Annotated in this window: 17 protein-coding genes; 5 read left to right on the top strand and 12 right to left on the bottom strand. The window is 42.9% G+C overall.

Features of this window, described 5'->3' with window-relative positions:
- Positions 1-8: 8 nt before the first annotated feature.
- Positions 9-935 carry a leucine-rich repeat domain-containing protein gene (locus tag M23134_RS01775; RefSeq protein WP_002693299.1) on the bottom strand — a complete coding sequence of 309 codons (927 nt, stop codon included), beginning with the start codon at positions 933-935 and terminating at the stop codon, positions 9-11.
- 679 nt (positions 936-1,614) lie between these two features.
- On the opposite strand from M23134_RS01775, the gene M23134_RS01770 reads away from it, so the two are divergent.
- From M23134_RS01770 to M23134_RS01755, 4 genes are all read left to right on the top strand, one after another.
- Positions 1,615-4,707 carry an amidohydrolase family protein gene (locus M23134_RS01770; protein ID WP_045112820.1) on the top strand — a complete coding sequence of 1,031 codons (3,093 nt, stop codon included), beginning with the start codon at positions 1,615-1,617 and terminating at the stop codon, positions 4,705-4,707.
- A gap of 142 nt (positions 4,708-4,849) precedes the next feature.
- Entirely contained in the window at positions 4,850-6,133 is a 1,284-nt protein-coding gene (locus M23134_RS01765; protein WP_002693294.1) for an amidohydrolase family protein, read from the top strand.
- Positions 6,114-7,442, top strand: coding sequence for an amidohydrolase family protein (locus M23134_RS01760; protein WP_232296760.1), 1,329 nt, complete (start codon positions 6,114-6,116; stop codon positions 7,440-7,442). The genes M23134_RS01765 and M23134_RS01760 overlap by 20 nt, the downstream gene beginning before the upstream one ends.
- 262 nt (positions 7,443-7,704) lie before the next feature.
- Positions 7,705-9,141 (top strand): hypothetical protein, encoded by a 1,437-nt coding sequence (locus tag M23134_RS01755; RefSeq protein WP_157558292.1) that lies wholly within the window; start codon positions 7,705-7,707, stop codon positions 9,139-9,141.
- A gap of 190 nt (positions 9,142-9,331) precedes the next feature.
- Here M23134_RS01755 and M23134_RS01750 read toward each other — a convergent pair whose 3' ends face one another.
- The 11 genes from M23134_RS01750 to M23134_RS37370 all read right to left on the bottom strand — a co-directional run bounded on the left by M23134_RS01750 (position 9,332) and on the right by M23134_RS37370 (position 23,689).
- Positions 9,332-9,604: a type B 50S ribosomal protein L31 gene (locus tag M23134_RS01750; RefSeq protein WP_002693289.1), complete on the bottom strand. Its 273-nt coding sequence runs from the start codon at positions 9,602-9,604 to the stop codon at positions 9,332-9,334.
- A gap of 166 nt (positions 9,605-9,770) precedes the next feature.
- Positions 9,771-10,178, bottom strand: a complete 408-nt coding sequence (locus M23134_RS01745) for a hypothetical protein (RefSeq protein ID WP_002693288.1) — start codon at positions 10,176-10,178, stop codon at positions 9,771-9,773.
- Positions 10,179-10,396: 218 nt separating this feature from the next.
- Positions 10,397-10,552, bottom strand: a complete 156-nt coding sequence (locus M23134_RS41705) for a hypothetical protein (protein WP_198144962.1) — start codon at positions 10,550-10,552, stop codon at positions 10,397-10,399.
- 396 nt (positions 10,553-10,948) lie between these two features.
- Complete coding sequence (locus tag M23134_RS01735) at positions 10,949-11,506, bottom strand: HD domain-containing protein (RefSeq protein WP_002693287.1); 558 nt, start codon at positions 11,504-11,506, stop codon at positions 10,949-10,951.
- 231 nt (positions 11,507-11,737) lie between these two features.
- Entirely contained in the window at positions 11,738-12,229 is a 492-nt protein-coding gene (locus M23134_RS01730; protein ID WP_002693286.1) for a hypothetical protein, read from the bottom strand.
- A 33-nt stretch (positions 12,230-12,262) separates the two neighbouring features.
- Complete coding sequence (locus M23134_RS01725; protein ID WP_002693285.1) at positions 12,263-12,994, bottom strand: hypothetical protein; 732 nt, start codon at positions 12,992-12,994, stop codon at positions 12,263-12,265.
- A 195-nt stretch (positions 12,995-13,189) separates the two neighbouring features.
- The gene (locus tag M23134_RS37375) at positions 13,190-16,444 is read right to left on the bottom strand and encodes a M14 family zinc carboxypeptidase (RefSeq protein WP_002693284.1); all 3,255 of its coding nucleotides are present in this window, start codon (positions 16,442-16,444) and stop codon (positions 13,190-13,192) included.
- Positions 16,445-17,121: 677 nt separating this feature from the next.
- Positions 17,122-18,255, bottom strand: coding sequence for an acyl-CoA dehydrogenase family protein (locus M23134_RS01710; protein ID WP_002693283.1), 1,134 nt, complete (start codon positions 18,253-18,255; stop codon positions 17,122-17,124).
- An 81-nt stretch (positions 18,256-18,336) separates the two neighbouring features.
- The gene (locus M23134_RS01705; RefSeq protein ID WP_002693282.1) at positions 18,337-19,524 is read right to left on the bottom strand and encodes an acyl-CoA dehydrogenase family protein; all 1,188 of its coding nucleotides are present in this window, start codon (positions 19,522-19,524) and stop codon (positions 18,337-18,339) included.
- Positions 19,525-19,726: 202 nt separating this feature from the next.
- Positions 19,727-21,115 carry a SpoIIE family protein phosphatase gene (locus M23134_RS40865; protein ID WP_002693281.1) on the bottom strand — a complete coding sequence of 463 codons (1,389 nt, stop codon included), beginning with the start codon at positions 21,113-21,115 and terminating at the stop codon, positions 19,727-19,729.
- A gap of 150 nt (positions 21,116-21,265) precedes the next feature.
- Entirely contained in the window at positions 21,266-23,689 is a 2,424-nt protein-coding gene (locus M23134_RS37370; protein ID WP_198144961.1) for a GAF domain-containing sensor histidine kinase, read from the bottom strand.
- A 479-nt stretch (positions 23,690-24,168) separates the two neighbouring features.
- On the opposite strand from M23134_RS37370, the gene M23134_RS01690 reads away from it, so the two are divergent.
- On the top strand, positions 24,169-24,810 hold the full coding sequence (locus M23134_RS01690; protein WP_002693278.1) for a sterol desaturase family protein: 642 nt from the start codon (positions 24,169-24,171) through the stop codon (positions 24,808-24,810).
- Positions 24,811-25,134: the final 324 nt, after the last annotated feature.

Genomic DNA, 25,134 nt, shown 5'->3' with positions numbered 1-25,134 from the left:
CGTAATTCCTAACGGGCGCAAAGCGACTTCCTCAGTTGGGCAATCTCCATCAGCGAAAGCTTGTTCTCGATCCAGTCTTGATCCAATAGCCAACGAACATAGGGTTTGTCGTTTTGCAATAGTTGAAAAGGCTGATTTTTATATTTACCAAAGTTGAGCGTGCGGGCATCGTTGAGTATATTGATCTGAAACTTTTGGATAAAAGCGTCTACCTCTTTGTAAGCTTGGCCGTGCTCATCAATCCGAAGATTTTCGCCCCGTTTCTTTTTGTAGCTTTTGCCCAAATACATACGTATCCGGTTTGCCTGCAAAAACTGATAGCTTTTCATGGTAATAAATTGTAAAGGATTGGGATACAGTTCTATGCTTCGCAGATAAGGCAGTTGCTCCAGGTTTTCTATTACTTTGATTTTGTTTTTGCCCAGGCTCAAAAACTCAATGCCCCGCAAAAACTCCATGTTTTCTATTTTGTTGATACAATTGCCATTCAGGTACAACTGTTTAAGCTTGCCCAGGTAATGTAGATTTTCTATGACCGCAATCTTGTTGTTACTCAAATCAAGTAACTGTAGATTGCGAAGGCGCTCCAGCCCTTCTATTTTACTAATTTGGTTTTTGGCGAGCTTCAGTATTTTTATTTTTTCAGACACTATATCGGTACTTAGCCGTGAAATACGGCGATTGTCCAAGGCTATTTCCTGGAGCTCTTCAATGGCTGTATGCGGATAATTTTTGCGGAATACCTCCAGAAACGACTGCTCGGTAAAATCTTCTTGTGGCAACAAACCTTGCAAAGCAATTTGTAGCTTGGGGTCTACCTTGTCAGACAACCAAGGTTGATTGAGTAGCCATTTTACGTAAGGCAAATCATTTTTCAACTGGCTTACTGTCAGTCCTTTGTATTTCCCGAAAGGGAGCGTGAGGTATTGTGACATTAATATTATTTTAAAATATGTAAGAATATCGTGAGCACTTGACAAGGTTTATAAAAGCCGCGCAATTTATGCAATCTGGCTGCACTAGTCAAGGTTTTTGGTGATTAGATTAGCCGAGAGCTAGTTTAAGAATTACGAATTGGGCAAAGCCATTCGTAATTGATCCATTCGTAATTTAGTCCGGAGTCAGTTTAAGAATTACGAGTTTGAGAATTACGAATTACGCAAAGCCATTCATTGAACCATTCGTAATTTAGTCCGTAGTCTGTAGACTGTAGTTTTTTAGCGTCGCTTGCGCTCATTCGTAATTCGTAATTGATCCATTCGTAATTAATAAGCCTTGCGCCCATTCGTAATTCCTCTTCTTATACCCTAGTGGTAACAAAAAATCTTTTTGTTAATAGACTGTTAAATTACTTTTGATGCCTTGCCTGAGGTAGTAAAGAGCCGAAGGTTATTTGTAATAATGAGACAATCTTTGCTAACTTGCTTGGATTATTATTGGTCTTCAGACATATCAATGGAGGTTTTACAATCATAGGACTGAATTACACAACCTTGCCAAAACAATATTGTCACACAACTGCTTCATTGTACATGATTTTGTCTGAGTGCTTACGCTTGCTATTGGGCAGCAGAGGCGCCAAAATAAACTTTATTAATCCAATCTGTATAACGAATGAAACAAAAGTATCTGTTTTTAATGCTGATGTTGCTATGTACTACTATAGCGCAAGCACAAGTAACCTACCCAGTGAATGGAGTAGCCGATAACCGCGAAGGTTATTACGCTTTTACCAACGCCACAGTCTATACCGACTACCAAACCAAGGTAGAAGGAGCTACCCTTGTTATACGCAATGGTAAGGTAACTGCAGTAGGCAAAGGATTAAAAGTGCCTAAAGGAGCCACTGAAATAGACCTGAAAGGAAAATATGTTTATCCTTCGATGATTGACCTCTACACTGGCTATGCGATGCCTAAACCCAAACGAAGCCGGGGATTTAGCTTTGCTAGTTTTGCGGCAAGCATCGACCAATTTATTTCTAAAAAAAAGGGGGCTTATAACTGGAACCAAACCGTGTTGCCCGAAGTAAACGCTGAACAACTGTTTACCATTGACCAAAAACAGGCGAAAAAATGGAGAAAAATGGGTTTTGGCGCAGTACTCACCCACAAACAAGATGGAGTAATGCGTGGAACCGGAGCCTTGGTAACCCTGGCAAACGGACGTGACAACGAGGTCATACTGAAAGGGCAAGCTTCTACCCATTACTCTTTTAGCAAGGGAAGCTCTACCCAACCTTACCCCAACTCTATGATGGGTACGGTAGCCTTGGTTCGCCAAACAATGCTCGATGCTGACTGGTATGCCAAAGGAGGCGGCAAAAAAGAAAAAAACCTCTCGTTAGACGCATTCAACGCTACCAAAAAGTTGCCTGCCATCTTTGAAGCCCGCAACTGGCAAGATGCCCTGATTATACACAAGGTGGCCAAAGAGTTTGGCAAAGAATTTATCATTCGTGGCAGTGGCGATGAGTACCACCGTATGGACGAAATAAAAGCGACGGGAGCCTCGTTCATATTGCCTTTACGTTTTCCAAAAGCCTTTAAAGTAGAAGATCCTCTAGATGCCGAGATGGTGTCGCTGGCACAAATGAAACATTGGGAGCTTGCCGCTACCAACCTGGCACGCTTAGAAAAAGCCGGAGTTAACTTTGCGCTTACTGCAGCGGGTAACCCTGCTTTCTGGAAAAACCTGAAAAAAGCCATAAAAATGGGCTTAAGTGAAAAAACAGCGCTCAAAGCTTTGACATACACGCCTGCTCAGTTAATGAAAATGGACAACCAATTGGGGAGCCTCAAAAAAGGAATGCACGCCAACTTTATCATTACTTCGGGCAACTTGTTTAAGGGAAAAAACAGTATTTACGAAAACTGGGTACAAGGCAAACGTTATGTGCTCAAAACAATGCCTACGCTTGATTTGCGTGGAGTATACGCTATGACTTTGGGCACTAAAAGCGGCTACGAACTACACGTAAGCGGCAAGCCGGGCAGCCCTAAGTTTGCCATCAAACAACCTGGCGACTCTAGCAATACCAAGGTAAAAGGAAAAATGTCGGGAAGCCTGGTAACCTTGAGTTTTAACTTGGACAAGAAAAAGAAAGGTGCTTTAAAAACGCGTTTGTCGGGTTGGGCAGCCAAAAAGAAGTTTGCCGGAACCGGAGAAGATGCTGAGGGTAAAACCATTGCCTGGGCAGCCACTTATAAAGGCAAGTTGCCTCCTCCCCCCCAAAAGAAAGACAAAAAAGGAAAAGATAGCAAGAAAAAAACACCCGCTACTCAATCTGACATGGGCGAAGTAATTTATCCTTTTGTGGCTTTTGGCAACAAAGAAAAGCCTAAAGCAACCGACATGCTCATTAAAAATGCCACCGTATGGACCAACGAGAAAGACGGCATACTTGAAAATACGGATGTATTGATCAAAAACGGTAAGATTGCCAAAATAGGTAAAAACTTGTCAGCAGGTGGTGCCAAAGTAGTAGACGGCAAAGGCAAACATTTAACTCCAGGCATTGTAGACGAACATTCACACATTGCCTTGCGCAGTGTAAACGAAGGCTCTCAGTCTAACTCTGCCGAGGTAAGAATGGAAGACGTAGTAGACTCTGAAGACATCAACATTTACCGTCAGCTATCGGGGGGAGTTACAGCTGCCCAACTGTTGCATGGGTCAGCAAACCCGGTAGGTGGTCAATCGGCATTGATTAAACTTAAATGGGGAGAAGCACCCGAAAAATTGCTTATCCCTGGCACCGATGGATACATCAAATTTGCCTTGGGCGAAAACGTAAAACGCTCTCGTTATGGTTTTCTGGCAAGAGGCCGTTATCCTCAAACCCGTATGGGGGTAGAACAAGTATTTGTAGACGCTTTTACCCGTGCCAAAGAATACAAAGCAGCCAAAGCCAAGGGTGGGGCTAACTTCCGCAAAGACCTTGAGCTAGAGGCTATGCTGGAGGTAATGGAGAAAAAACGCTTTGTGAGCTGTCACTCTTATGTACAGTCAGAGATCAACATGTTGATGAAGGTAGCCGAACGATTCAACTTCAGAATCAATACTTTTACCCATATTTTGGAAGGCTACAAAGTGGCCGACAAAATGGCGAAGCACGGAGCAGGTGGCTCTACTTTTTCTGACTGGTGGGCATACAAATACGAAGTAAAAGATGCCATTCCTTACAATGCGGCATTGATGCACCAGGCTGGAGTAGTAGTGGCGATCAACTCTGATGATGCGGAGATGGCACGCCGCCTCAACCAAGAAGCTGCCAAAGCAGTAAAATACGGGGGCGTATCGCAGGAAGAAGCCCTGAAAATGGTGACCTTGAACGCTGCCAAGTTGCTGCACCTCGACAAGCGCATTGGTAGTATCAAAACGGGCAAAGATGCTGACTTGGTATTGTGGACAGCCAACCCTTTGTCTATTTATGCCAAAGCTGACAAAACCATTATTGAAGGGACAGTATACTATGACGCCAAACAAGACGAGCAAAAACGCGCTGAAGTGAAAAAAGAACGCACTCGTTTGATCAAGAAAATGATGAGCAAAGGTGGCAAAGGCGGTGGCAAACGTCCTCGTATGCGTCGTCAGCGTTTATTGCATTGCGACGATTTGGGCGGCGAGCGTATCTTGTGGCACTTAGGCGGTGAGCAGGACAAGGTGAACACCGAACAGGCAACTGAGCACAACCATAGAAGATAGATTTTGAGGAATCAATCCTAACAGATTTTTGTGGCGATGTTGAACAAACCTGTTGGGTTTAAAAGAGCAAGTTATCACAGTATTTGGTGTTTGACAAAGTACGTCAACCGTCAAACACCAATGACTCATAACCAAGAAATAAATGATAAAAAGAATCACATTCATTTGGGCGCTCTTGTTGCTGGCGTGGCAGGCGCAAGCCCAAATACCTACCCCGGCAAAGCCCCAAAGTGCGCCTATAGTGCTGCAAGGAGGCATTATTCATGTGGGCAATGGACAGATAATCAATAACGCGAGCATTCGCTTTGAAAAGGGCTTGATTACCGAAGTGGGTACCAGTGTAAACACCTCTGGAGCCAGGTTAATCAATGTACAAGGCAAGCACGTATACCCAGGGTTGATATTGCCCGACAACAACTTGGGTTTGCACGAAATAGGGGCAGTAAGGTCTACCTTAGATGTGAGTGAACAGGGTTTGTTTAACCCTGAAGTACGCTCTTTGGTGGCTTACAATACCGATTCGGAGGTAATTGCTACTTTACGTAGTAACGGCATCATGTTGGTGCAAGTAGTGGCAAATGGTCGCTTTATCGCAGGTACTTCGAGCATTATGGAGCTAGACGGCTGGAACTGGGAAGACGCGGTGCATACGATGGATGAGGGCATTCAAATGCACTGGATTCCTCGTGTGTACAGCGGACGGGGGCGAACTGTTCCCAACCGTCAATTCAAACAACAACGCCGCAAGGCAGAAGATATGTTCAGGCAGGCGAGTGCCTACGCCAAAATAGACAAGCCCGCCAAAATAAATCTCAAGTTTGAGGCAATGCGGGGCTTGTTTGACGGCAGCAAAACCCTGTATTTATATACCAATTTTTCCAAAGATATTGTAGAGGGCATCACTTTCGCGAAAGCGCACGGAGTAAAACGGATTGTGTTGGCAGATGGCAAAGAAGCTCTTAAGGTGGCGGATTTTCTCAAGAAACATAATATTCCCGTGATCTTGCAACGCCTGCACCGCCTACCAATGCACTCAGGCACTGGGGTAGATCATCCCTACCGCTTGCCCTATTTGCTCAAAAAAGCCGGGCTTACCGTAGGCTTGAGTTACGACAGCAGCGAACCAATGGGTGCCCGCAACTTGCCTTTTCAGGCGGGTACAGCGGCAGCCTATGGGCTCAACAAAGAAGAAGCGTTGCAACTGGTTACCTTGAACAACGCCAAAATATTGGGGATTGACAAAAAGGTGGGAAGCCTGGAGAAAGGCAAGCAGGCTACCATTGTGGTGTCTAAGGGCGATTTGCTCGATATGTTGGGCAACAAAGTAGAGCACGCTTTTATTCAGGGCAAGCAATTGGATTTGCTCGACAAGCATAAATATTTGTACAAACTCTTTAAAAGTAAATATGATGCAAAGAAGAAATAGTATTCAAACATTCGTTTGCACTGTAGCATTGCTTTGTGGAGTAGTATTTTCGGCGCAAGCCCAAAGAATAAAACCAGCCGACCCACAAAGTAAGCCTATAGTAATACAAGGAGCCACTATTCATGTAGGCAACGGGCAGGTAATGAACAACGCGAGTGTGCGCTTTGAGCAAGGCATCATTACCGAGGTAGGCACCAGCATCAACACCACTGGGGCTCAGGTAATCAATGGCAAGGGCAAACACGTATATCCGGGCATTATTGCCCTGAACACTCCAGTAGGTTTGGTAGAGGTAAACGCTGTAAAGGCAAGTGTTGACCGCAGTGAACAGGGAAACTTTAACCCCAATGTGCGGGCCCTTACCTCTTTTAACACCGACTCTGATGTGTTGCCTACATTGCGCTACACAGGGGTACTATTGGTGGAGGCTACTCCAGATAGAGGCATTGTATCGGGTACTTCGTCGATCATGGAACTGGACGGTTGGAACTGGGAAGATGCCGTGCTCAAGGCAGATAATGCCATTCACCTGAACTGGCCTGCACGTTTTTCGCGCAGTCGTCGCAGAGGCAATCCTTTTGGGGGCAAGGCCAACAAACGCCGCCAACGAATCATTCATTTGTTGACCAATGCTATGCGCGAAGCCAAAGCCTATGCTGCAGTAGCCAAACCAGCCAAAGTAAATCTTAAGCTGGAGGCAATGCGAGGCTTGTTTGATGGTAGCAAAACCTTGTTTATTCACGCAAGTTATAGCAAAGACATTGTAGAAAGTGTACAATTTGCCAAAACCCATGGGGTACAAAAAGTAGGTATTGTAGGTGGTTATGATGCAGTAAGGGTGGCAAATTTTCTCAAAGAACACCAGATTCCGGTAGTGATCAACGCTACTCACCGTTTGCCTTTGGTCAATCACCACGATATAGCCTATGCTTACAAACTACCTGGCATGCTTGCCAAAGCGGGGGTACTTACGGGGCTTACCGTAGGCAATGAGCGTGGCATTAGTATGGCAGACCACGGCTGGAGAGTGCGCACTTTGCCTTTTCATGCAGGTACAGCAGCTGCCCACGGCTTGGGCACCGAAAAAGCGGTAGAGATGATTACTTTGAACAATGCCAAAATACTGGGGATTGACAAGCAAGTAGGGAGCATAGAAAAAGGCAAACAGGCTACTTTGTTTATTTCCAAGGGCGATGTGCTCGACATGCTGACCAACGACATAGAACACGCTTTTATCAGGGGTAAAAAGCTTATTCTGGATGATAAACAGCAGCAGTTGTACCGTCGTTTTAAGAAAAAATATGATTAGAAATGAGTTAAAAAGGTCTGCGGTTACGACTTTTTCAATAATCAACCAACCGTAAGAAAAGCTAATTACGAGGTGCTTAGGTGCTTCGTAATTTTTTTTTTTTGTGAGACAAATATACCTGCAATATAATTTTATCTATCACAGTATACAGGTAAGTTTTGAGGGGATAAAGGGCAACATGAATAGAATAATCGCAGTATATTGCTATAGTGAGGAAATGCCTCATACAACTTATTTTAGTAATTCAAAAAATACGTGATCAATGACAACGAAAAAACACCTCTTATTATTCAGCCTATTTTCTTTGCTGATGTTCGCTCCTTCTTTATTTGCGCAAAGCCTCAGTTCACCTGTTAACAATACCGACGCCAAAGCCCAACAAATAATTGACCGCTATCTACAGGCTATAGGGGGGCGCGATAATTTGGCCAAAGTAGTGAGCTGGAAAATCTTTGGCAAATATAAAAATAAGAAGATAGAAGGCTCTATGAAGACTACAATCAAATATGATAAAGTACGTATGGACATGGAGGCTATGGGTCAGCACTTTGTTCAGGCATACGATGGTGTAGATACCTGGGAGGTGAACCCAATGGAAAACGGGGGCAAGCCTCGCTATGCGCTCAACGCCAAGATCAGTGCCTTAACCACCATCAATAAATTTTACCCTATGTTTTTGATTGGTAGAGACCGAAACCTGGCGGTATACGACAGTACGGGCACCTGGCAGGGCAAACAAGTACAGGTATTGCATTATGGCAAAGGAGTGAAACAAAAGGTATATTATTTTGACTCAAAAACGGGGCTATTGCTTTACAGACAAAGCTTTGAGTCTATAGTGTATATACAAGGATACACCCACAAAGAAGATGCTTCAGGGCTTTATTTACCCACGGGTGTAAAAACGGATACTCCAAATGGCGTATGGGTAATTGATAGTATTTGGGCTAACCCTGAGGTAGCAGATAATATATTTGCCTACGATGGGGAAACAAGTTATTCTAGCAATCAATTTGCGCATTTGATCAATGAAGGTAAAACTCTAGAGCCGGATCTTCAATTTACGGCAGAACAGATTGTAGCTCGATATATCAAACTACACGCAAAGAGTGAGAAAGGGATAGAAAACGTAAAAATGGAGTGTACAGTGTTTTTTAATGGATCAAAAAAAGGATTTCCAATGCACACCATATTGCTACTAAAGGAAAACAAAAGTTATATGGAAATGAAACTGGAGGACAAGGTGTTTAAATCGGTTAAAAATGGAAAAGTTTCCTGGGAGGTAAACCCATTTAAATCGAAAGAGCCAAAAATTATAAAAAAAGAGGAAAATAATGATTTTGATTTTTCTGACAAGGAATTAGTGCATTACAAGAAGAACGGACACGAAGTCAAATACATCTCTAGAGTGTATATTGGCAAGAAGCTTTGTCACAAAATAGCCTTGATGCAAAACAAAAACAAGACAACCTATTTTTATTTAGATGCCAAAACCTATGTGATGGTAAAAAATAAAGATAAAGACAGTGAAGAAGAAGGTTATTGCCTGGAGTATGAACGCAAAGATGGACAGTTGTTGCCAAAACTTGTGTATATGATTCAGGAAGAGGGCATGCATATGATTGTCAAAGTAGATAAATATACCTTCAATGCTCCAGTAAACCACCAATTGTTTGAGTTTCCGGGCAGAAAAAAATAGCGGACAATGGTGCCATAGCTTTAGTAAGCTGCAAAAAATGCGAGAAGGAATGACAAATTACGAGGTACTTGGGTGCTTCGTAATTTTTTTTGGCGCAGAAGCTGTTTTTGAATGAATACAAAAGTAAAAAGTCTCTCGAATAGCGTGTGTATTTGAGAGACTTTTTGGTGATGTAAACAAAGTATGAAGCTTATGCTTCTTCTTCTGTTTTGTTATCACTTTTCTTTTTAAATCTACGGTTGAACTTCTCAACACGTCCCGCGGTATCCAAAAGCACGTTTTTACCAGTGTAAAAAGGGTGAGATTCAGAAGTTACTTCAAGCTTTACCAATGGGTAAGTATTGCCATCTTCCATCGTAATAGTATCTTTTGTTTCGACAGTAGAACGAGTGGTGAAGTGAAATCCACAAGAGGTATCTTTAAAAACAACGTCTCTATATTCAGGATGAATATCTTTTTTCATTTCTTTTCAGTATTTTAAATAATTATAATGACTTCTCATTCAAAAGGCTTGCAAATTTAGGTATTTTTACCAAAAGAGTAAAACATCTTTCAATAAAAGTTCATATTTTATCGGCTCACCTGCTTTATTCACCCTTGTCGCTGGTTTGCATTTATTCAAGCAAACCCTATTTGTCTTTTACATCTATCTTTATACGGTGGGTGTTGCGCACATCACCTCTAAATTTTTCGATAATCTTTAAAACTGCTTGTCCCGGCTTAGCTGCCTCAAAAACATAGGTTTTGATCCCTTCATCTCCCCCGCTCATGTGACTTTTCTCTGGGTTTTTGTAGGTATAGTTTGACTCGACAAACTTAAGCACAGCATCGTTTTGTACAAGTACACTTACTGTATAGCCTACCGAACCATGCACTGATGCTTCATAATAAGCTTTTTGCCCCTTTTTAAGGCTCACTTCGCCTTGAAGCGCCGAAAGTTTTACCATGTTTTTTTTTGCCTGGTTTTTTTTTGCCGTCGAGCAGCTCCCCAGCATGCACAAGGCAAGTACCAACCACAGGTAGTTAATTTGCTTCATATTTTATAAGTTTTAAGGGTATTGAGGCAAGCAAGTTACATAAAAAGTGGTAATGCAAGGGGTTATAGTTCACCAATGGCAACTTTAGCACACCCAATGTAAGGTATGGGTTTATAAAGGATGCATGCTGGCAAACTATTTACGATGGTTTATTTACAATGATGACTGCGCCACAAAAAAGCCCCTATCTGTTTGTTGATAAAGGCTTCTTATCTTGCCTAAGCATCTACCCAGTTATCAGTAGAAAACTTAGAGATTTGCACTTTTCCGCAACGAAGGCATACTCTTCTCAAACTATCACCCTTCCACTCATGTCCTAAGATGCGACAACGAAGAGGCGTTTTGGGTTTTGATTCTTTCTCTTGCTCTTCCATATCATTCTTTATGTTAATTTGGATATCAGTCACTGTTTAGCCAAGCAAAGTACGCTTATTTTTTCAAAATTTTAAAACGGTTATGGTGTTTTATTTTGAAGTTTTTGACCAAAAAGACTGGCAAAGTAGTTGAATGAAACTTTTTTCGTGTAAAGTTAAATTTTCCTTAAATATACGCTAGTATTAAAGAGGAAATCTAATATTTTTTTTATAATAAAGGAAATAACAGGAAGGCTTTCGTCAAAAATAACTGAGGTATATCTCTACGCTCAGATAAAGCTGTAGTAGCTTGATAGCCAGCACACCAGATGAACATCAGCAACAATCAGTTTTAGACAGTAAACCACCCAAATCTTCATTATTAGTTCCCGCAGACTGCACCACACTCTAAAACGCCTAACTCATCTTGTAATAAGCTTTGGCTTTGTAAATCCATTCGTCAAACAGATCTTCCATAGGTTGGTTAACCCCTCTGATGCCAGCTATTACGTCGCTTGCCCACTGAAGATATTCCAGCTTTCGGTCTAGCGACCATTTATCAGGTGGATTGATTACCAGATCGCGTACATTGCATATTTTATCGGCCAGCTTTAACAACTTGGCGTCGTATGAAGCAAAGGGAGACTTTTCTATCTGTAGTTGTTTGCGGGCTTCCCAAAACAAGTTTTTATCGTCGGTTACTTCCATGACCAATGCTGCCACGTTCTCGCCAAACACTTGCTTTATTTCTTCTTCGGTCGTGTCTGTGTCTTCTATAGTATCGTGCAAAATGGCCGCAATCAACAAATTGGTATTGTATGCTTGTCCGGTTTCTATCAACACATGGGCTACCTGTATTGGATGGTTGATATAGGGGATGTTTTGGGGTCCCTTTCTGCGTTGATCTTTATGTTTAAAAGCCGAAAACTCCAGTGCCTTAAACAACGCTGGCATGTCAATCATTTTGTCAGACATAAATTATTTTTTTGGTTATATGAGCTTAAGAGCTTGTTTAAAATTAGCCAAAAGGCAGAGCTCGCCCTCGGCTCGGTTCATTGATCAGGTTTTTTACGCGTCTTTTTTGATTATATTTTGTCAAATTTATCAGCAATAGCTAGGCTATTACTTCAAAATTTGACGCATCTAATCCCAAAATTCATCATAAAATCTCCTATAAGCGAAAATTTAAACAAGCTCTAAAAGCTCTTATGTTACATCAGGTTCTTGTGGCAATAGCCTGTCTTTCCTCCAGCCACTCAATCTGTCAAGCACACAGTCGGCGATCAGGTCTGCCTGTTCGGTAGAATATTGGTGATGATACTCCACAAACACAAAAAAATCGTTGAATATCTCATATATTTTCTTTTTTGAAACTCCTTTAAATGACAATTGATACACGTAGGCTTCCAAGGCAACAAAGTCATGTGTATCTAAATAACTACGTAATAATGTCCGATGTTTTTTAAGATTGTTCAGGCGCCTTTTCATATTGCGCATATACTTGTATACATAAGGCTGCGATACTTCCAGGCAAGCCTCATGGTGGTTATACCATACCAAAAGCAACTCATGGGTGGCATCATAACTACACCCTTCTCCCATTAGTTTATGCATCATCAGATGCAAAACCCTGGTAGCATTTTCTGATTGAAGAATCTCATCAAAACTACGCGAAGCTATTTGAATTGCTTTGCTCATATAATATTTATTCACTTGACAAGTCTGTCACTTTTAATACTGCTTTTGTTTGGTCAGTTGCCATACGCCATGTGGATTAAAAAACAAATCATCTTCAGGGTATTTGTCATAATATACATGCTTGAGTACATACTTGGGTTTTTCTGTTGTCAAAGCAAATGTATGGTCATTGGCAAGCTGAAGGTCATCTATGAGCAACGATACCAAAAACACATCTAGTACTTGCAGTTGCCCATCGTCTACCCCATTGTCTCCTATAAAAAAAACCTGCCCTTCGGGGTAACCAATCACTTGCATACCGTAAGATAAATAAAAATGATGGTCTTTTACAATAGTTACAAAAGCCCGATACAAATCTATAAGCTCATTGTTTTCGATCAATCGTTGCCAGTCTTTTTTAAGGTGCGCCACCCCCGAAGATTCTATTTTTACGGCAATGCCGCCCGCATTGAGCAACGCCCCTCCTGCCTTTAGCAGTTCGCTGGCAAAAGCCGGAGTGCCCGCCTCACCTATAATATATACAGTACAAGTGTGCTTGTCTACAGCTTGTATGTCTTCATCTGTAAAAGTTTTACGTCCACAATAAGCATAAGAAATCTTTAAGTCAGGGTCGTGGTCGTATACCTCAAGCTCAAAAAAAGCCTGGGTTTTGGTGTTTATCAATGTACTACCAGCACAAATAAAGTTGTCATTGCAAGCTGCAATCAATTTTGGTATTTCTTCGTGGCTTTTCCAATAGCCCGGTACCCCAATTACTGCTTTCATTTTTTAACTCGTCGATTTAGCCCTTATATAGTCGAATTTTCGAAAGTTAATTCAAAATGTTTAAAATCCCTATTGTAGCCACGGGCGTTGGCTTTCATCCAATGGCTACTAACTATTTTATATAAAGAAAGCCTGCCCAATAATATATTGAACAGACTTCACCTAAAAACTACCCTGTTTATTGTAAAGCAGTGCTTATCCTCCTACAACAAACCTTTTGGTAGTATGACGTTTTGGAGTGTATAATTCAAGAAAATACACGCCTGCCGGCAAATCACCTACTTTGACTTGTCCGTTGGCCACTTTGCCCTGTTTGATGGTTTGCCCGGTAGCATTTCTGACGGTAAAAACTGCCTTGGCAAAATGAGTTGACCTACTTTTTAGCTGTAGTATACCCCCTTTAGGCATTGGGTTAGGGTACAACTCTACTTCGTCAAACTGAACCATCGCCTGTCCACTCATTCGAGCGCTTGCCCTGCTGCCAATATTTACGGTATAATCTTCTACCTCACCATAAGTAAAATTTTCGCACGAAGTAGGTATACCATTATACTTCATAGACACCCGCATACGAGTAGCACCCGACAATGCCGTAGATGGAATGGCAATAGTACCCGATACTGGAGTATTTTTGGTAGCACTCTGGGTAAATACCTGCTCTCCGGCATCGGTAAAGTCACCGTCCTGGTTAAAATCAATCCAAACACTATAGCCCTCATTATACACAGTGCCGATCCAGGTAGGGGTAATTGTGATAGGGTTGCTACTGCCTTTGGCTACAGCAGTTATTTGTGAAGTAAAGTCAGTATAGCCATTGCCACTGCCTGAAGTATTGTCAATACTGCCAAACTGTACCTTACCAATGTATTCGTCGTTTACATTGTTGCCCTTAGAGGCACAATAAGTAATCGTTACCGCCAAGGTAGTAGCATCTACACTATTGCTGGCAGCAGAGGTATTGCCTGCGGCATCTTTAGCTTTTACCGCAAAGGTATAACTTGTATTGGCAGCCAAACCAGCGGCAGTATAAGTAGTAGCGTTGACCGTTGCTAACAAATTACCACCCTGATATATTTCATATCCGGTTACGCCTACATTGTCGCTGGCAACGCTCCACGTTAAGCCCACGCTATTGGCGGTTACTCCAGTAGTTGCAAGGTTGGCGGGTACGGTAGGGGCTTGAGTGTCTGGAGTAGATACCGAAGAGCTAATGCGTACATTGTCTATGGCAAGGTCGCTGCGCCAGCTAGAGCCAGTTTTGCCCTTGAACTGTAACTTGATAACCGACCCGGCGTAAGCGCTCAAATCTACAATGGCGTTGTCCCACGCATTGCCTACTTGACCACTTTTGTTCCAGATGGTGGTATAAGTGGCTCCGTCGTTGGTGCTCACCAATACTTCCAGTGTTCCCATGTTGCTGCCATACATGTGATAGCCAAACTCTAGCCTGGCTTCTGAAAAACTGCTCAAATCTACACAAGGGCTGTTGAGCAAAGCTACTTTATTGGGACTGCCCGATGCATTAGAGGAAGCTTCGGTATACAAGTAATAATTGCCGTTTTGCGCGCCCGATGGTCCGGTACCATTCGAGGGGGTACTGCCCGAATAACGTATCCAATCTATGTTGTCGTTGGTGGCGTTGCTCCAAACCCCTAAGCCACCTTCAAAGCTCTCAACATAAGGAAAGTTGTTAATGCCCGCGCAAGCCTGGGTAGCCGGAGTAGTAAAGCTAAATGAAGCACTATAGGCCGAGGTTGCCCCGCTTGTACATTTACTACGCACCTGTGCCTCGTATTGAGTAGACGCAGTCAAGCCCGAAATATCAACGCTTGCGGTGCCTGACGAAACAGTAGCCCAGTTGCTGCTGCCTGCAATGCGGTAGCGTACATCGTAGCTAGAGGCAGCGTTGGCAACCCAAGTCAGGGTAGCAGCATTGGGTTGCACATTAGACGAAGCCAATCCAGTAGGTGCAGCTCCGGCTATAGGAGTAAGTTGCACGTTTTTTACAATGGTTTGCTGGTCGCCAATGGTTACTCCGCTAATGGTGACTGATTGGTAACAAGCGGCTTCTACCAAAATGCTGTAAGTCCCCGCCTTGATTGGTCGGTAGTAATCTCCTTCCGGCAATTCGGTAGGCACCCACGACTCGTACCCCTCTTTGCCTACTACAGTTACTTTAGCAGTGATGGGTTGGTTAGTCACGGCATCGGTCACCACCCCACGAATGCCATAGTTTACCTGATTGAGCAACCCAAGCAAAGCATCACGGTTGTAGTTCCAGTAGTTTACCAACTGGCTGGCTGCCGGGGTTTTAGCGTTTGACAGTTCAATGGTTAGTTCACGTCCTTTTTGATAAAAAATCTGCCAGTCCTGACGCCCACCTTGCACCTCATACCAGGCATAGCCATTGGTAATACCGTTGTTGCGGTCGTCGAAGTAACCATTGGGGCTGTTTACCTGACAATGGTCGCGGTATTCTTCAGAAATATGCACGAAGTAGTCTTTGTCGGGGTGATTGCCCGCATAAGTATCCCAGGCGTAGTTTACCAGCTCAATGCCTCCGTGAAAGTTGGCCGACAACACAAAATGCTTGTTGGCAGCAAAGTTCATAAAAGCCTGTGTTTCTACCTGATAACTATTGCCATCGGGGTGTGCGCCATCATCAGGGTCGGGATAATTGCGGTTGAGGTCTACATTGTTGGCATTGCCACGGGTAGCGTTGGCCACCGAAGTATTGCCAGGGCTATTGCGAAAAGTGCCATCAGGGTTTGCCAAAGGGTTGATCCATACTTCGTTGTTGTCCAATAAGAACTTGATCTCAGCGTGGCGTGGGTGGGTAGCATCATTATAAGCCTTGAGCAAGTAATCGATCAGGTTGAGCATCATAGGGTAGCCAGCTATTTCGTCGCCGTGCATCGATGAGGTAAACATCACCCTGGGCTCTTGCTCGTTGGCGCTTACGTTGTCAGAGAGTTTTACAAACAACAACGACTTGTCGCCTTCGGTAGTGGCGCCAATGTTTTCTACTTTGCACAATGTTGGATTGTTTGAGGCAAAAGCGTTCATCATTGCCTCATAGTCGGCATAAGTAGGATAAGCAGTGAGCGGAAAGGTGGTAGCGCGTACCGCAAGGTCAGAAGTCATCGTTCTTTTGCCCACCACATTGTCGGCAACGGCTACTTTAAACGAAATACTTTTTTGCAAAAAGGCAGCAAACTGATTTTTGTTGGCCATTACCTTCACTGTTTTGGTGGCATCGTCGTAGTGTACAATTGCCAGTTGTTTGGTAACGGTGTTCAACTGCGATTTGTGGTTAATCTTAAAGGTAAAAATCACTTCTCCTTTAGAACGCAAGTACTGTTTTGCCAGGGCTTTGCTTGTGTGTTGGGCACAAAGCGATAAGTTGGTGATGCAAAGCACCAGCCAGGTAAGTATGATGGATTTTTTCATTGCTTTTTTTGATTTATGTTTGTGTGTAGTATAATTTATTCCCTAAACATAGGTATAAATACTTGCACCATCCAACTATTTAAGCAACAAAAGCAATTAATATATGGCAAATACCTGATTACATAAATTAATATTTTGAATTAACAAACCTGTATTTATTTTATTTCACCAAAAGGCTTAATCGCTTTTCATACATTCTGGTCACTATTTTTAACAAAAAAACTCTGCCTGAAAGTTGAGCCTTGAGCTTCCCCCTCCAACAGAGTTAAGAGCTTGTTTAAAAATCATTAATTAGGTCCCCGAATCAAGTTCGGGACTGTGAGCTTTTACGTGCCTTTCCTGATTATATATTGTCAAACCGAACCTACAGCTGCGCTGTGGTGAGCTCAACAAAGTTAATTTAGCTAAAGCAGAGCTCACCGTAGCAAAGCTACAGGTTCGGTTATCAGCAATAGCGCTGCTATTTAGCTTCGCAGAGCTCGGCAGAGCATAGCTCTAGCCATCGGTTCTTCAAAATTAGTTTAAATGCTAATTTTCAAAGGTGAAACAGAGCTCGCTAAAGCTCGGTTTGACGCATCTAACCCGAAAACTCATCATAAAATCTCCTATAAACGACCGCTTTAAACAAGCTCTAAAATAAATGATCCAGTCAAGTTATTTTTTAAGAAAATTGCACATTAAAACCCCAACAACCTGGCGTAACGGTCTAAATGATAGTTATAATCGCCGAAAGTAACCTGAGCTACACGGGCACGTTTCATAAAAAAACCGATTTCCTCGTCGTCGGTCATGCCTATGCCGCCAAACATTTGTATGGCTTCGTTGGTGACCAGGCGAATGGTTTCGCCTATTTTGGCTTTGGTCATGCTGGCAACGCGCGAGAGGTCGGGCTTGCCTTGATCTATAGCTTGCAAAGCTTTGATAACCATAGATTTACAAATTTCTATTTCGCCATACATCAATGCCGCCCGGTGTTGCAGCGCCTGAAACGAACCAATGGGTACACCAAATTGCTTGCGCTCTTTGAGGTACTGCACCGTACGCTCAAAAGCTTCGCACATAGTGCCCAACATTTCTGCCGATATGCCAATACAGGCAATGTCCAGCACTTGAGTAAGTACCCCAAAGCCTTGGTCTACCTGACCTAATACTTCTGCCGCTTTTACATTCTCAAAACTAATAGTTGCTGCATTGCGGCTGTCCATCATTTGTTGGTGGTTTACCTCAATGCCCTGGGCTTTGGCATCTACCAAAAACATCGTCAAACCCGCCTCATCGCCTGCTTTACCTGCAGTGCGTGCTACCACAATCAACTGGTTGGCTACCTGCCCATCCAATACAAACACTTTTTTGCCATTGAGCACATACCCATTGTCTTGTTTCACCGCACTCATGGCCGTTTTTGCCGGGCGGTGTTGGCGCCTTTCATCAATTGCCAGGGTCACAATCAGTTCGCCCGCTCCAATGGCGGGTAACAAGCGCTCTTTTTGGGTAGCATTGCCTGCCAATAATATGGCATGGGCACCTACCAAGCTAGTAGACACCATTGGCGAAGCAGTAAGGGTGCGCCCCATTTCTTCGAACAATTGTCCCAAACCTACATAACCAAAGTCAAGCCCGCCATATTGCTCAGGAATTACGAGCGAAGCCCAACCCATGGCGGCCATTTGTTGCCACAATGCCTGGTCGTAACCTTGCCGATTTTTTTCGTCTCTTAATTTGCGTAAAGCTGCTACAGGAGCTTTTTCTTGGAGAAACTCTGCCGCAGAGGTTTTGAGCATTTGCTGCTCTTCATTTATAATTAAAGCCATAATTTTTTTATAAGGTGTCAGCTGACAGCAACAAACTACTATAACCAGTGCTTATCGTTCAAAGCTTGCCACTTGTAGCTATTACCCAAGCCCCAGGATATGTTTACTAATGATATTTAATTGAATTTCGGAGGTGCCTCCTTCTATAGAGTTGCCTTTGGTGCGGCAAAAGTCACGGGCAAGCTTGCCTTCGTCGTAAGTATCGCCCCAGGTAGCTGCTTCGGTACCATTGAGTGCCATCAGCAATTCATACTTCAGCTTGTTTTGCTCGGTATAATAATACTTAAAAAACGATGACTTGGCGCCTATGGGTTGTCCGGCTTTAGCCTCGTCGGTGGTGCGCTCTATAGTCCACATCAGCCCCTCCTGGTCAATCATCCAGCGAGCAATGTCAGCACGTAGTACTGGGTCATCCAGTTTGCCATTGTCCCGCCCCACCGCATCAATGGCCAATTGAAAAAGGGGTTTTTCTTTTCTTACATCACCAACGCCCCCAATCATTGAGCGCTCATGGGTTAACAAGTACTTGGCGATGCTCCAGCCAGCGTTAAGCTCACCCACCAGGTTTTCTTTGGGCACTTTTACATTGTCAAAAAAGGTTTCGCAAAACACAGACTTACCACTGATGAGTTGAATGGGGCGGGTACTTACTCCTTCGCTTTGCATGTCTATCAACAAAAAACTAATGCCCGTGTGTTTTTTGGCGTCGGGATTGGTACGTACCAAACAAAAAATCATATCGGCGTTTTCGGCATAAGACGTCCACACCTTTTGTCCGCTTACCAAATAATGATCACCCATATCTTCGGCGCGGGTTTGCAACCCGGCAAGGTCGCTGCCTGCACCTGGCTCGCTATACCCCTGACACCACCATACTTCGCCCCGGCTAATGGCGGTCAAGTGTTCTTTTTTTTGGGCTTCGTTGCCAAACTTGAGCAAAGCAGGCCCCAGCATAGAAATACCAAAGCTAAACAAAGGAGTTTGACAATTGAGGCGGGTCATTTCTTCGAGCAATACTTTGTTTTGCTGCTTGCTCAAACCTCCCCCACCATATGCTTTAGGCCACATGGGGGTAGTCCAGCCACGGTCGCGCATGCGCTCAAACCACTGTTTTTGATCTTCGCTTTTGTAATGTGGGTTGCTCCCTCCCCAAAAAACGTCTTCCATACTCTTGGGGGTTTGCCGAATACTTTCCGGGCAATTGGCTTCCAGCCAGGCGCGGGTTTCGGCACGAAAAACGTCCAGGTCTTGTTGGGTTATTGTTTCCATTGACTGTGCTTTTATTGGGTAAAATCTATTTTGAATATCATTCTACTAAAATTAGTATAAAAATACTAATTTTATGTAATGATTCACCTAAGCAACATTACTTTTTGAAGTTGAATGGTGTTTGAATACAGGCAAAAAAATCCCTGTATCATAACAACAATGTTACAACACAGGGAAATATATTTTCAAATAAGAGCTTGTACTAATACCCCACCTTGAAGCCCATCACCAAAATATCGTCCATTTGGCGGTAGTCGCCTTGCCATTCGTCGAGCCTTTGCTCTAAAATTCTTTGTTGCTCTTCGAAGGGCTTTTGATGGTTTTCGAGCAATAGGTTGCGTAGTTTTTTAGACATAAATTTGCGGTTGTCTGGTCCTCCAAACTGATCGGCATACCCATCTGAAAACATATAACAAGTGGTAGGTTGGTCTACTTTTACTACCTGACGGGTAAATATTCGTTCTTCGCCAGGGTTGCGTACACCACCTATAGGCATTTTATCTCCTTTTACTTTGTGCATTTCACCATTTTGCACATACAACAAGGGGTTTTTGGCTCCGGAAAACTCTAAAATACCCGCTTGTTTATCATACATACAAAAAGCCATGTCCATTCCATCCCGGTTTTCGGTCAGGTCTTGTTTTAGTGCTTTGCGTACCCCTCTGTGCAATCGGTTGAGAATACGATCGGGCGAAGTAATCTCATCAATGTTTACAATCTGGTTGAGCAAGGCGTCGCCCAACATAGACATAAACGCCCCTGGAACTCCGTGCCCGGTGCAGTCAATGGCTGCAATAAACAAGCGTCCGGCAGTTTCTGAAAACCAATAAAAATCTCCGCTTACAATGTCACGGGGGCGAAACAGTATAAACATCTCAGGCAATGCTTTTTTGATGCGGTTTACCTGGGGCAACATTGCCGACTGAATACGCCGGGCGGCATTGATACTGCCAATGATCTTGAAATTTTTCATTTCAAGCTCTTCGGTTTGTTCCTGAATTGTTTTGGTACGCTCTTCTACCATTTTCTCCAGGTTTTGGCGATAGTGTTCTATAGCCATAATGTCGGCATAAGAGCGCAACCCGGTAGTAATGGTAGTAAAAAGTCTTTTGTCGGTAAGCTCAGTTTTATTTTTATAATCGTTGATATCGTAATCAGTAATCACACTTTCTTCGGGCGCCTGCCCTGGTTGTCCGGTACGCAAAATAATGCGCACAAAGTGGTTATCGAGCTTTTCGCGTACATGCTTTACTGTTTGCAATCCAGCATCGTGGCTCTCCATTACTACATCCAGCAACATCACGGCTATGTCGTCGTGTTGGGCTAGTTTTTCCTGTGCTTCGACTCCAGTATAAGCATCTATAAACTCAAGGTGTTTGCCTTTATATTTATAATCGCTCAGGGCAAATCGGGTAACCGTGTGAATCTCCTCTTCGTCGTCCACAATCATCACCTTCCAGGTATCGGTACTGCTAGAGTCGGAACTTTCGTTGCCATCTTCTTCAGCAAATAAACCTCCCCCATTATCATCCTCATCGGCAAATAAATTATCTCCGTCGTTGGCAAAAAGTAATTCGTCGTTATCGTTCATTATGGCTAAAGTTTTGGAAGTGTTTGCTCGGCAAAACTAGTAATTAATATGGCTACTTAAAACTTTCGGCTTTTTTTTCCGGATGGCTGTATTTTTCACCGCAAAGTCCAAGCTAAAAGCTTTGCGTTTAAAGACCATCCTCAACAATAGTTATACATTCATTGGTAAGTCGAACACAAATGTAACTCCTTCGTTTACAGCTGTTTTAAAGTCTACTTTTCCTTTGAGTTGCTGCACCACTATGTTGTACAATATATTCATCCCTAAACCAGTACCTCCACCTTCGCGGTTGGTAGTTACGAAAGGGTCAAAAACCTTGTCTATAATCTCAGGGGCAATACCATTGCCATCATCACTGTACACCATTTTTACGCGATCGCCATTGGCTTTTACACTCAGCGATATTTTACCTTCTTCTCTGCCCTTAAACCCATGAATGATAGAGTTCATCACCAAGTTGGTTACAATCTGAGAATAAGCACCAGAGTAGCTCTTAATGGTCAAGTCATCCATGTCTACATCTAAGGTATAAGGCTTGTTTTTGAGCTTTGGTTGCAGGGCAATCAAGGTGTCTTCCAGGTATACCTTTAAGTTAAATTTTTGTTTTTCTTCGTTTGATTGTCCTACCGCTACTTGCTTAAAGCCTTGCACCAACTTGGCAGCCCGGTCGAGATTGTTCAATATAATTTTGGTACCCTCTTGGTTAGTTTGTAAAAACTTCTCCAGATCGGTACGTTTCATTTTACCACTTTTATATACTTCCGAAAACTCTTTGGTTTTGGAATCAAGCCTTGAGGCAGCAGTTACACCTATGCCCACTGGGGTGTTTATTTCGTGTGCCACTCCAGCTACCAGGTTACCCAACGAGGCCATTTTTTCGGCTTCTACCAGTTGGTCCTGGGTAGTTTTCAAATTGTTAAGTGCTCCGTTTAAAGTTCTGTAATTTTCGGCATTGCTAATGGCAATAGATGCATACAACACCAAGGTTTTGAAAATATCGGCATAGTAAGGGGTGTAGGCAGCAATCAATCGGCTTTGTACACTTACCGCCCCTATCACTTTGTCTTCGTGCAACATAGGGTAATACATCATAGAGTTAAACGACTCGTGCAATGAGGTATCATAAAACGATTGGGAGTGTAGGTCTTCTCTTTGATTGATGATGATTTGGTGGTTGTTTTTTACACACCAAACCGCCGGATGGTGGGTATCGTCCATAGACATAGAAAAGGTAGGCTTGCGTTCGCCAAACTCAGCCGCAAACCTTACGTGTAGTTCATTGCTTTGGGCATCCAAAATAGACACCGTAAACCCATCTACTGGCATCATTTCTTTTACCCTGCTTTGCAAAGTATTCAACGTTTTTTCAAAGTCGAGTGACGCAGTCAGGTCTTGCCCCACCTGACTTAACAGCGTAATGGTTTCGTAGGCTTTTTCCAGTTTTAACTTTTGGTTTTCCAGCGCATCCGATTGTTCTTTGAGGGCTTCAGCGGTTTGTTTAATTTCCTCATTTTTTTCATTCAGTTCAAAGTTGGTCAGTTCCACCTCTTTGTTTACCCGATTCATTTTTTTGTTGAGCTCGGCAAGTTCTTGGTTGTGCGACTCCATCTGTTGGTTTTTTGCCTCGATCAACTCGTTCTTCTCTTCAATCATTTTGTTGGTGCGGGCAAGTTTGGCTCTTTGTTCACCCAACAATCGGTTTTTCTTTTGGGTTTTGCCAATATTCACCACCAGCCCTACCGCAAGTACCAACAGTAAAGCCACCCCAATCAATACAATCATTAAGGTTTGATTTTGTTTGCGGTTTTTCTCTTCAGCTCTTTTGCGATAAATATTACCTATTTGTGCCTGAATATTGTCATCATTTTCGCCCAGAATTTGGTTAGCCCTTTCGTGAAACTCAAGGGCTTTGTCGTCTTCGCCCAAACCATCGCTATATATCTCCGAGAGCTTGCTCAGGGTAGTCCCTATTTTGTTTCGTTCATACTCTTTTTGCTCCTCCGATAAGTTACTTTTTTTCAGTAGTTCTTCACGTATCACTTCTGCTTTTTCCAGGTACTCTACGGCTTTTCGGGTGTTGGTATTATTGCTGGAGGTAAGGTATGCATTGGCATAATAAAAATTGCCCAGACCTTCGTATACCCTAGCCAGCCCTTGTTTATCGCCTATTTCTTCATACAGAACGCGGGCTTGGTCATACAAACCCACCGTGGTATTAAAATCGGCTCCTTCGCCCCTGCTTACGTCATAGTTTACGTTGGCTTTGTTAAACAAGGCAGCAGCTTTCCCTTTTTTATAATTGCTCTCCCGCGCCTTGCTCAATGCTTCATTGGCATACTTTCTCGCTTTGGGAATGTCTACTTTTTGTTTGGTGGCAAAGTACTGGGCAGACAACTCGTTGAACACATCAATGCGTTTGCGGGTGCTGGTTTCGTTACGCAAAAGTTTTTCAAGCTGGTCTATCCTGCCACAATCACACTGGGCATTTACTTGAGTAAGGCTCCCTGCCAACCACCACACAAATACTAGTTTGCTTATTTTTTTGAAGTACATAAACAACTTTATATCAATCATATTCAACATTTTGGGACATTTTTAGATTTATGCATCTAAACTAATAATATTCAGGTACTTTTGAATAAAATCTGACAAAAAAAAATATTTTTTTAATAGATCACCCATAAGAACCGGGCAAAGAGAAGATAAATGACAAGAAAAGCTCCCAATCAAACCCAGTAATCAAACAAAGCAAAGACAGTTTGGGTTGTTGTTATTTAGCAAATGTAGCTCACTTAGGTTATTTTACGTCTTATGGTTATCACAAGGCAACTAGTACTCCAGACACTAAGTAGGTAAAGTACGAGAGCTTGTGCTTGGCGGCAATTGCCTGGCCACAAACGTGTGCAGAATTGTTTGGCAAGATTGCCCAAAAAAAATTAAAACATGTATTTTTGTCAGGCAAAAAGGTTTATCTACCTTTGTCGCACATTTTTTTTGATGAAAAATACCTCAGTTTAATTACTGTTCATATAACTTAATTTTAATTACTTGTTATGAGTCACAAAAAAGGAGTACAGAAAGGCAGAATCTTCAAAAACCCTGTTTTAGAAGCACTCAGCCGTACCTCACCAGCCCTTACTCTTGGTGGTTATTTACCTCCTGTTTTCTTCTTAATTTATGTTTACTTTGCTTATCACAGTGAACGTTTAGGAATCGCCAATGGAATTATGGTATTTTTTGGCGGAGTAATATTCTGGACATTTTTTGAATATATGATGCACCGTTATGTATTTCATTGGATCAGTGAATCAGCTTTTGTAAAACGCATGCACTATATTATGCATGGGTACCATCACGACCACCCACGCGACGAGGAACGTTTGTTTATGCCTCCCTGGGCAGGTTGGTTAATCATTGGAGTGTTGTACCTGAGCCAAATCTTTATTTTAAAAGGATATACTTATGCATTCCTTCCTGGTATGCTCATTGGTTATTTGTGTTACGTGTTTGTACATTATAGTACCCACAAATACAAAGCTCCACGTCCATTAAAATATTTGTGGAAACACCACAGTTTGCACCACTATAAATACCCAGACAAAGCTTTTGGGGTATCAAGTCCTCTCTGGGACATTGTGTTTGGCACTATGCCTCCCCGTCAAGACCGCAAAGAAGGTGATATGAGGGGCTTATAGTCTGTATCATACATACATCAATCACATTTTTAATTTGCTATGAGAGAGGCCACACGCCTCTCTCTTTTTTTCTAAGGAATGGTGAAAAAATAAGTTACCGATTTCGGGGGAGAGGTTTTCTTCTAAGGCGCGGCACTTTTTGCAGGCGTAGCCATAGCTACGGCTAAAAAAAGCTCCCAGTCCCGGCGGAATTGCCGGGGTAACAAAGCATTAGGTGGAAAGACTTCCTCTAAAATTCCTAAGCACCCCAACAAAGAACAAAATGCTCCCTAAACCAAACAGGTCTTGGGCACTCAACAAAACTTAAAAATGCTGAAAGGCAAA

Origin of the sequence: Microscilla marina ATCC 23134 (assembly GCF_000169175.1) — a bacterium.
GTDB lineage: Bacteria > Bacteroidota > Bacteroidia > Cytophagales > Microscillaceae > Microscilla > Microscilla marina.
This window is presented reverse-complemented; position numbering and strand designations above follow the sequence as displayed.

What these genes read in the sequence shown, in the direction of transcription:
- M23134_RS01725 (WP_002693285.1), bottom strand. Translation starts at nt 12,994, where the DNA reads ATGAAAGCAGTAATTGGGGTACCGGGCTATTGGAAAAGCCACGAAGAA.
- M23134_RS01690 (WP_002693278.1), top strand. Translation starts at nt 24,169, where the DNA reads ATGAGTCACAAAAAAGGAGTACAGAAAGGCAGAATCTTCAAAAACCCT.
- M23134_RS01750 (WP_002693289.1), bottom strand. Translation starts at nt 9,604, where the DNA reads ATGAAAAAAGATATTCATCCTGAATATAGAGACGTTGTTTTTAAAGAT.
- M23134_RS01730 (WP_002693286.1), bottom strand. Translation starts at nt 12,229, where the DNA reads ATGAGCAAAGCAATTCAAATAGCTTCGCGTAGTTTTGATGAGATTCTT.
- M23134_RS01735 (WP_002693287.1), bottom strand. Translation starts at nt 11,506, where the DNA reads ATGTCTGACAAAATGATTGACATGCCAGCGTTGTTTAAGGCACTGGAG.
- M23134_RS01760 (WP_232296760.1), top strand. Translation starts at nt 6,114, where the DNA reads ATGATGCAAAGAAGAAATAGTATTCAAACATTCGTTTGCACTGTAGCA.
- M23134_RS01765 (WP_002693294.1), top strand. Translation starts at nt 4,850, where the DNA reads ATGATAAAAAGAATCACATTCATTTGGGCGCTCTTGTTGCTGGCGTGG.
- M23134_RS01775 (WP_002693299.1), bottom strand. Translation starts at nt 935, where the DNA reads ATGTCACAATACCTCACGCTCCCTTTCGGGAAATACAAAGGACTGACA.
- M23134_RS01705 (WP_002693282.1), bottom strand. Translation starts at nt 19,524, where the DNA reads ATGGAAACAATAACCCAACAAGACCTGGACGTTTTTCGTGCCGAAACC.
- M23134_RS41705 (WP_198144962.1), bottom strand. Translation starts at nt 10,552, where the DNA reads ATGGAAGAGCAAGAGAAAGAATCAAAACCCAAAACGCCTCTTCGTTGT.
- M23134_RS01710 (WP_002693283.1), bottom strand. Translation starts at nt 18,255, where the DNA reads ATGGCTTTAATTATAAATGAAGAGCAGCAAATGCTCAAAACCTCTGCG.
- M23134_RS01755 (WP_157558292.1), top strand. Translation starts at nt 7,705, where the DNA reads ATGACAACGAAAAAACACCTCTTATTATTCAGCCTATTTTCTTTGCTG.
- M23134_RS37370 (WP_198144961.1), bottom strand. Translation starts at nt 23,689, where the DNA reads ATGATTGATATAAAGTTGTTTATGTACTTCAAAAAAATAAGCAAACTA.
- M23134_RS40865 (WP_002693281.1), bottom strand. Translation starts at nt 21,115, where the DNA reads ATGAACGATAACGACGAATTACTTTTTGCCAACGACGGAGATAATTTA.
- M23134_RS37375 (WP_002693284.1), bottom strand. Translation starts at nt 16,444, where the DNA reads ATGAAAAAATCCATCATACTTACCTGGCTGGTGCTTTGCATCACCAAC.
- M23134_RS01745 (WP_002693288.1), bottom strand. Translation starts at nt 10,178, where the DNA reads ATGAAGCAAATTAACTACCTGTGGTTGGTACTTGCCTTGTGCATGCTG.
- M23134_RS01770 (WP_045112820.1), top strand. Translation starts at nt 1,615, where the DNA reads ATGAAACAAAAGTATCTGTTTTTAATGCTGATGTTGCTATGTACTACT.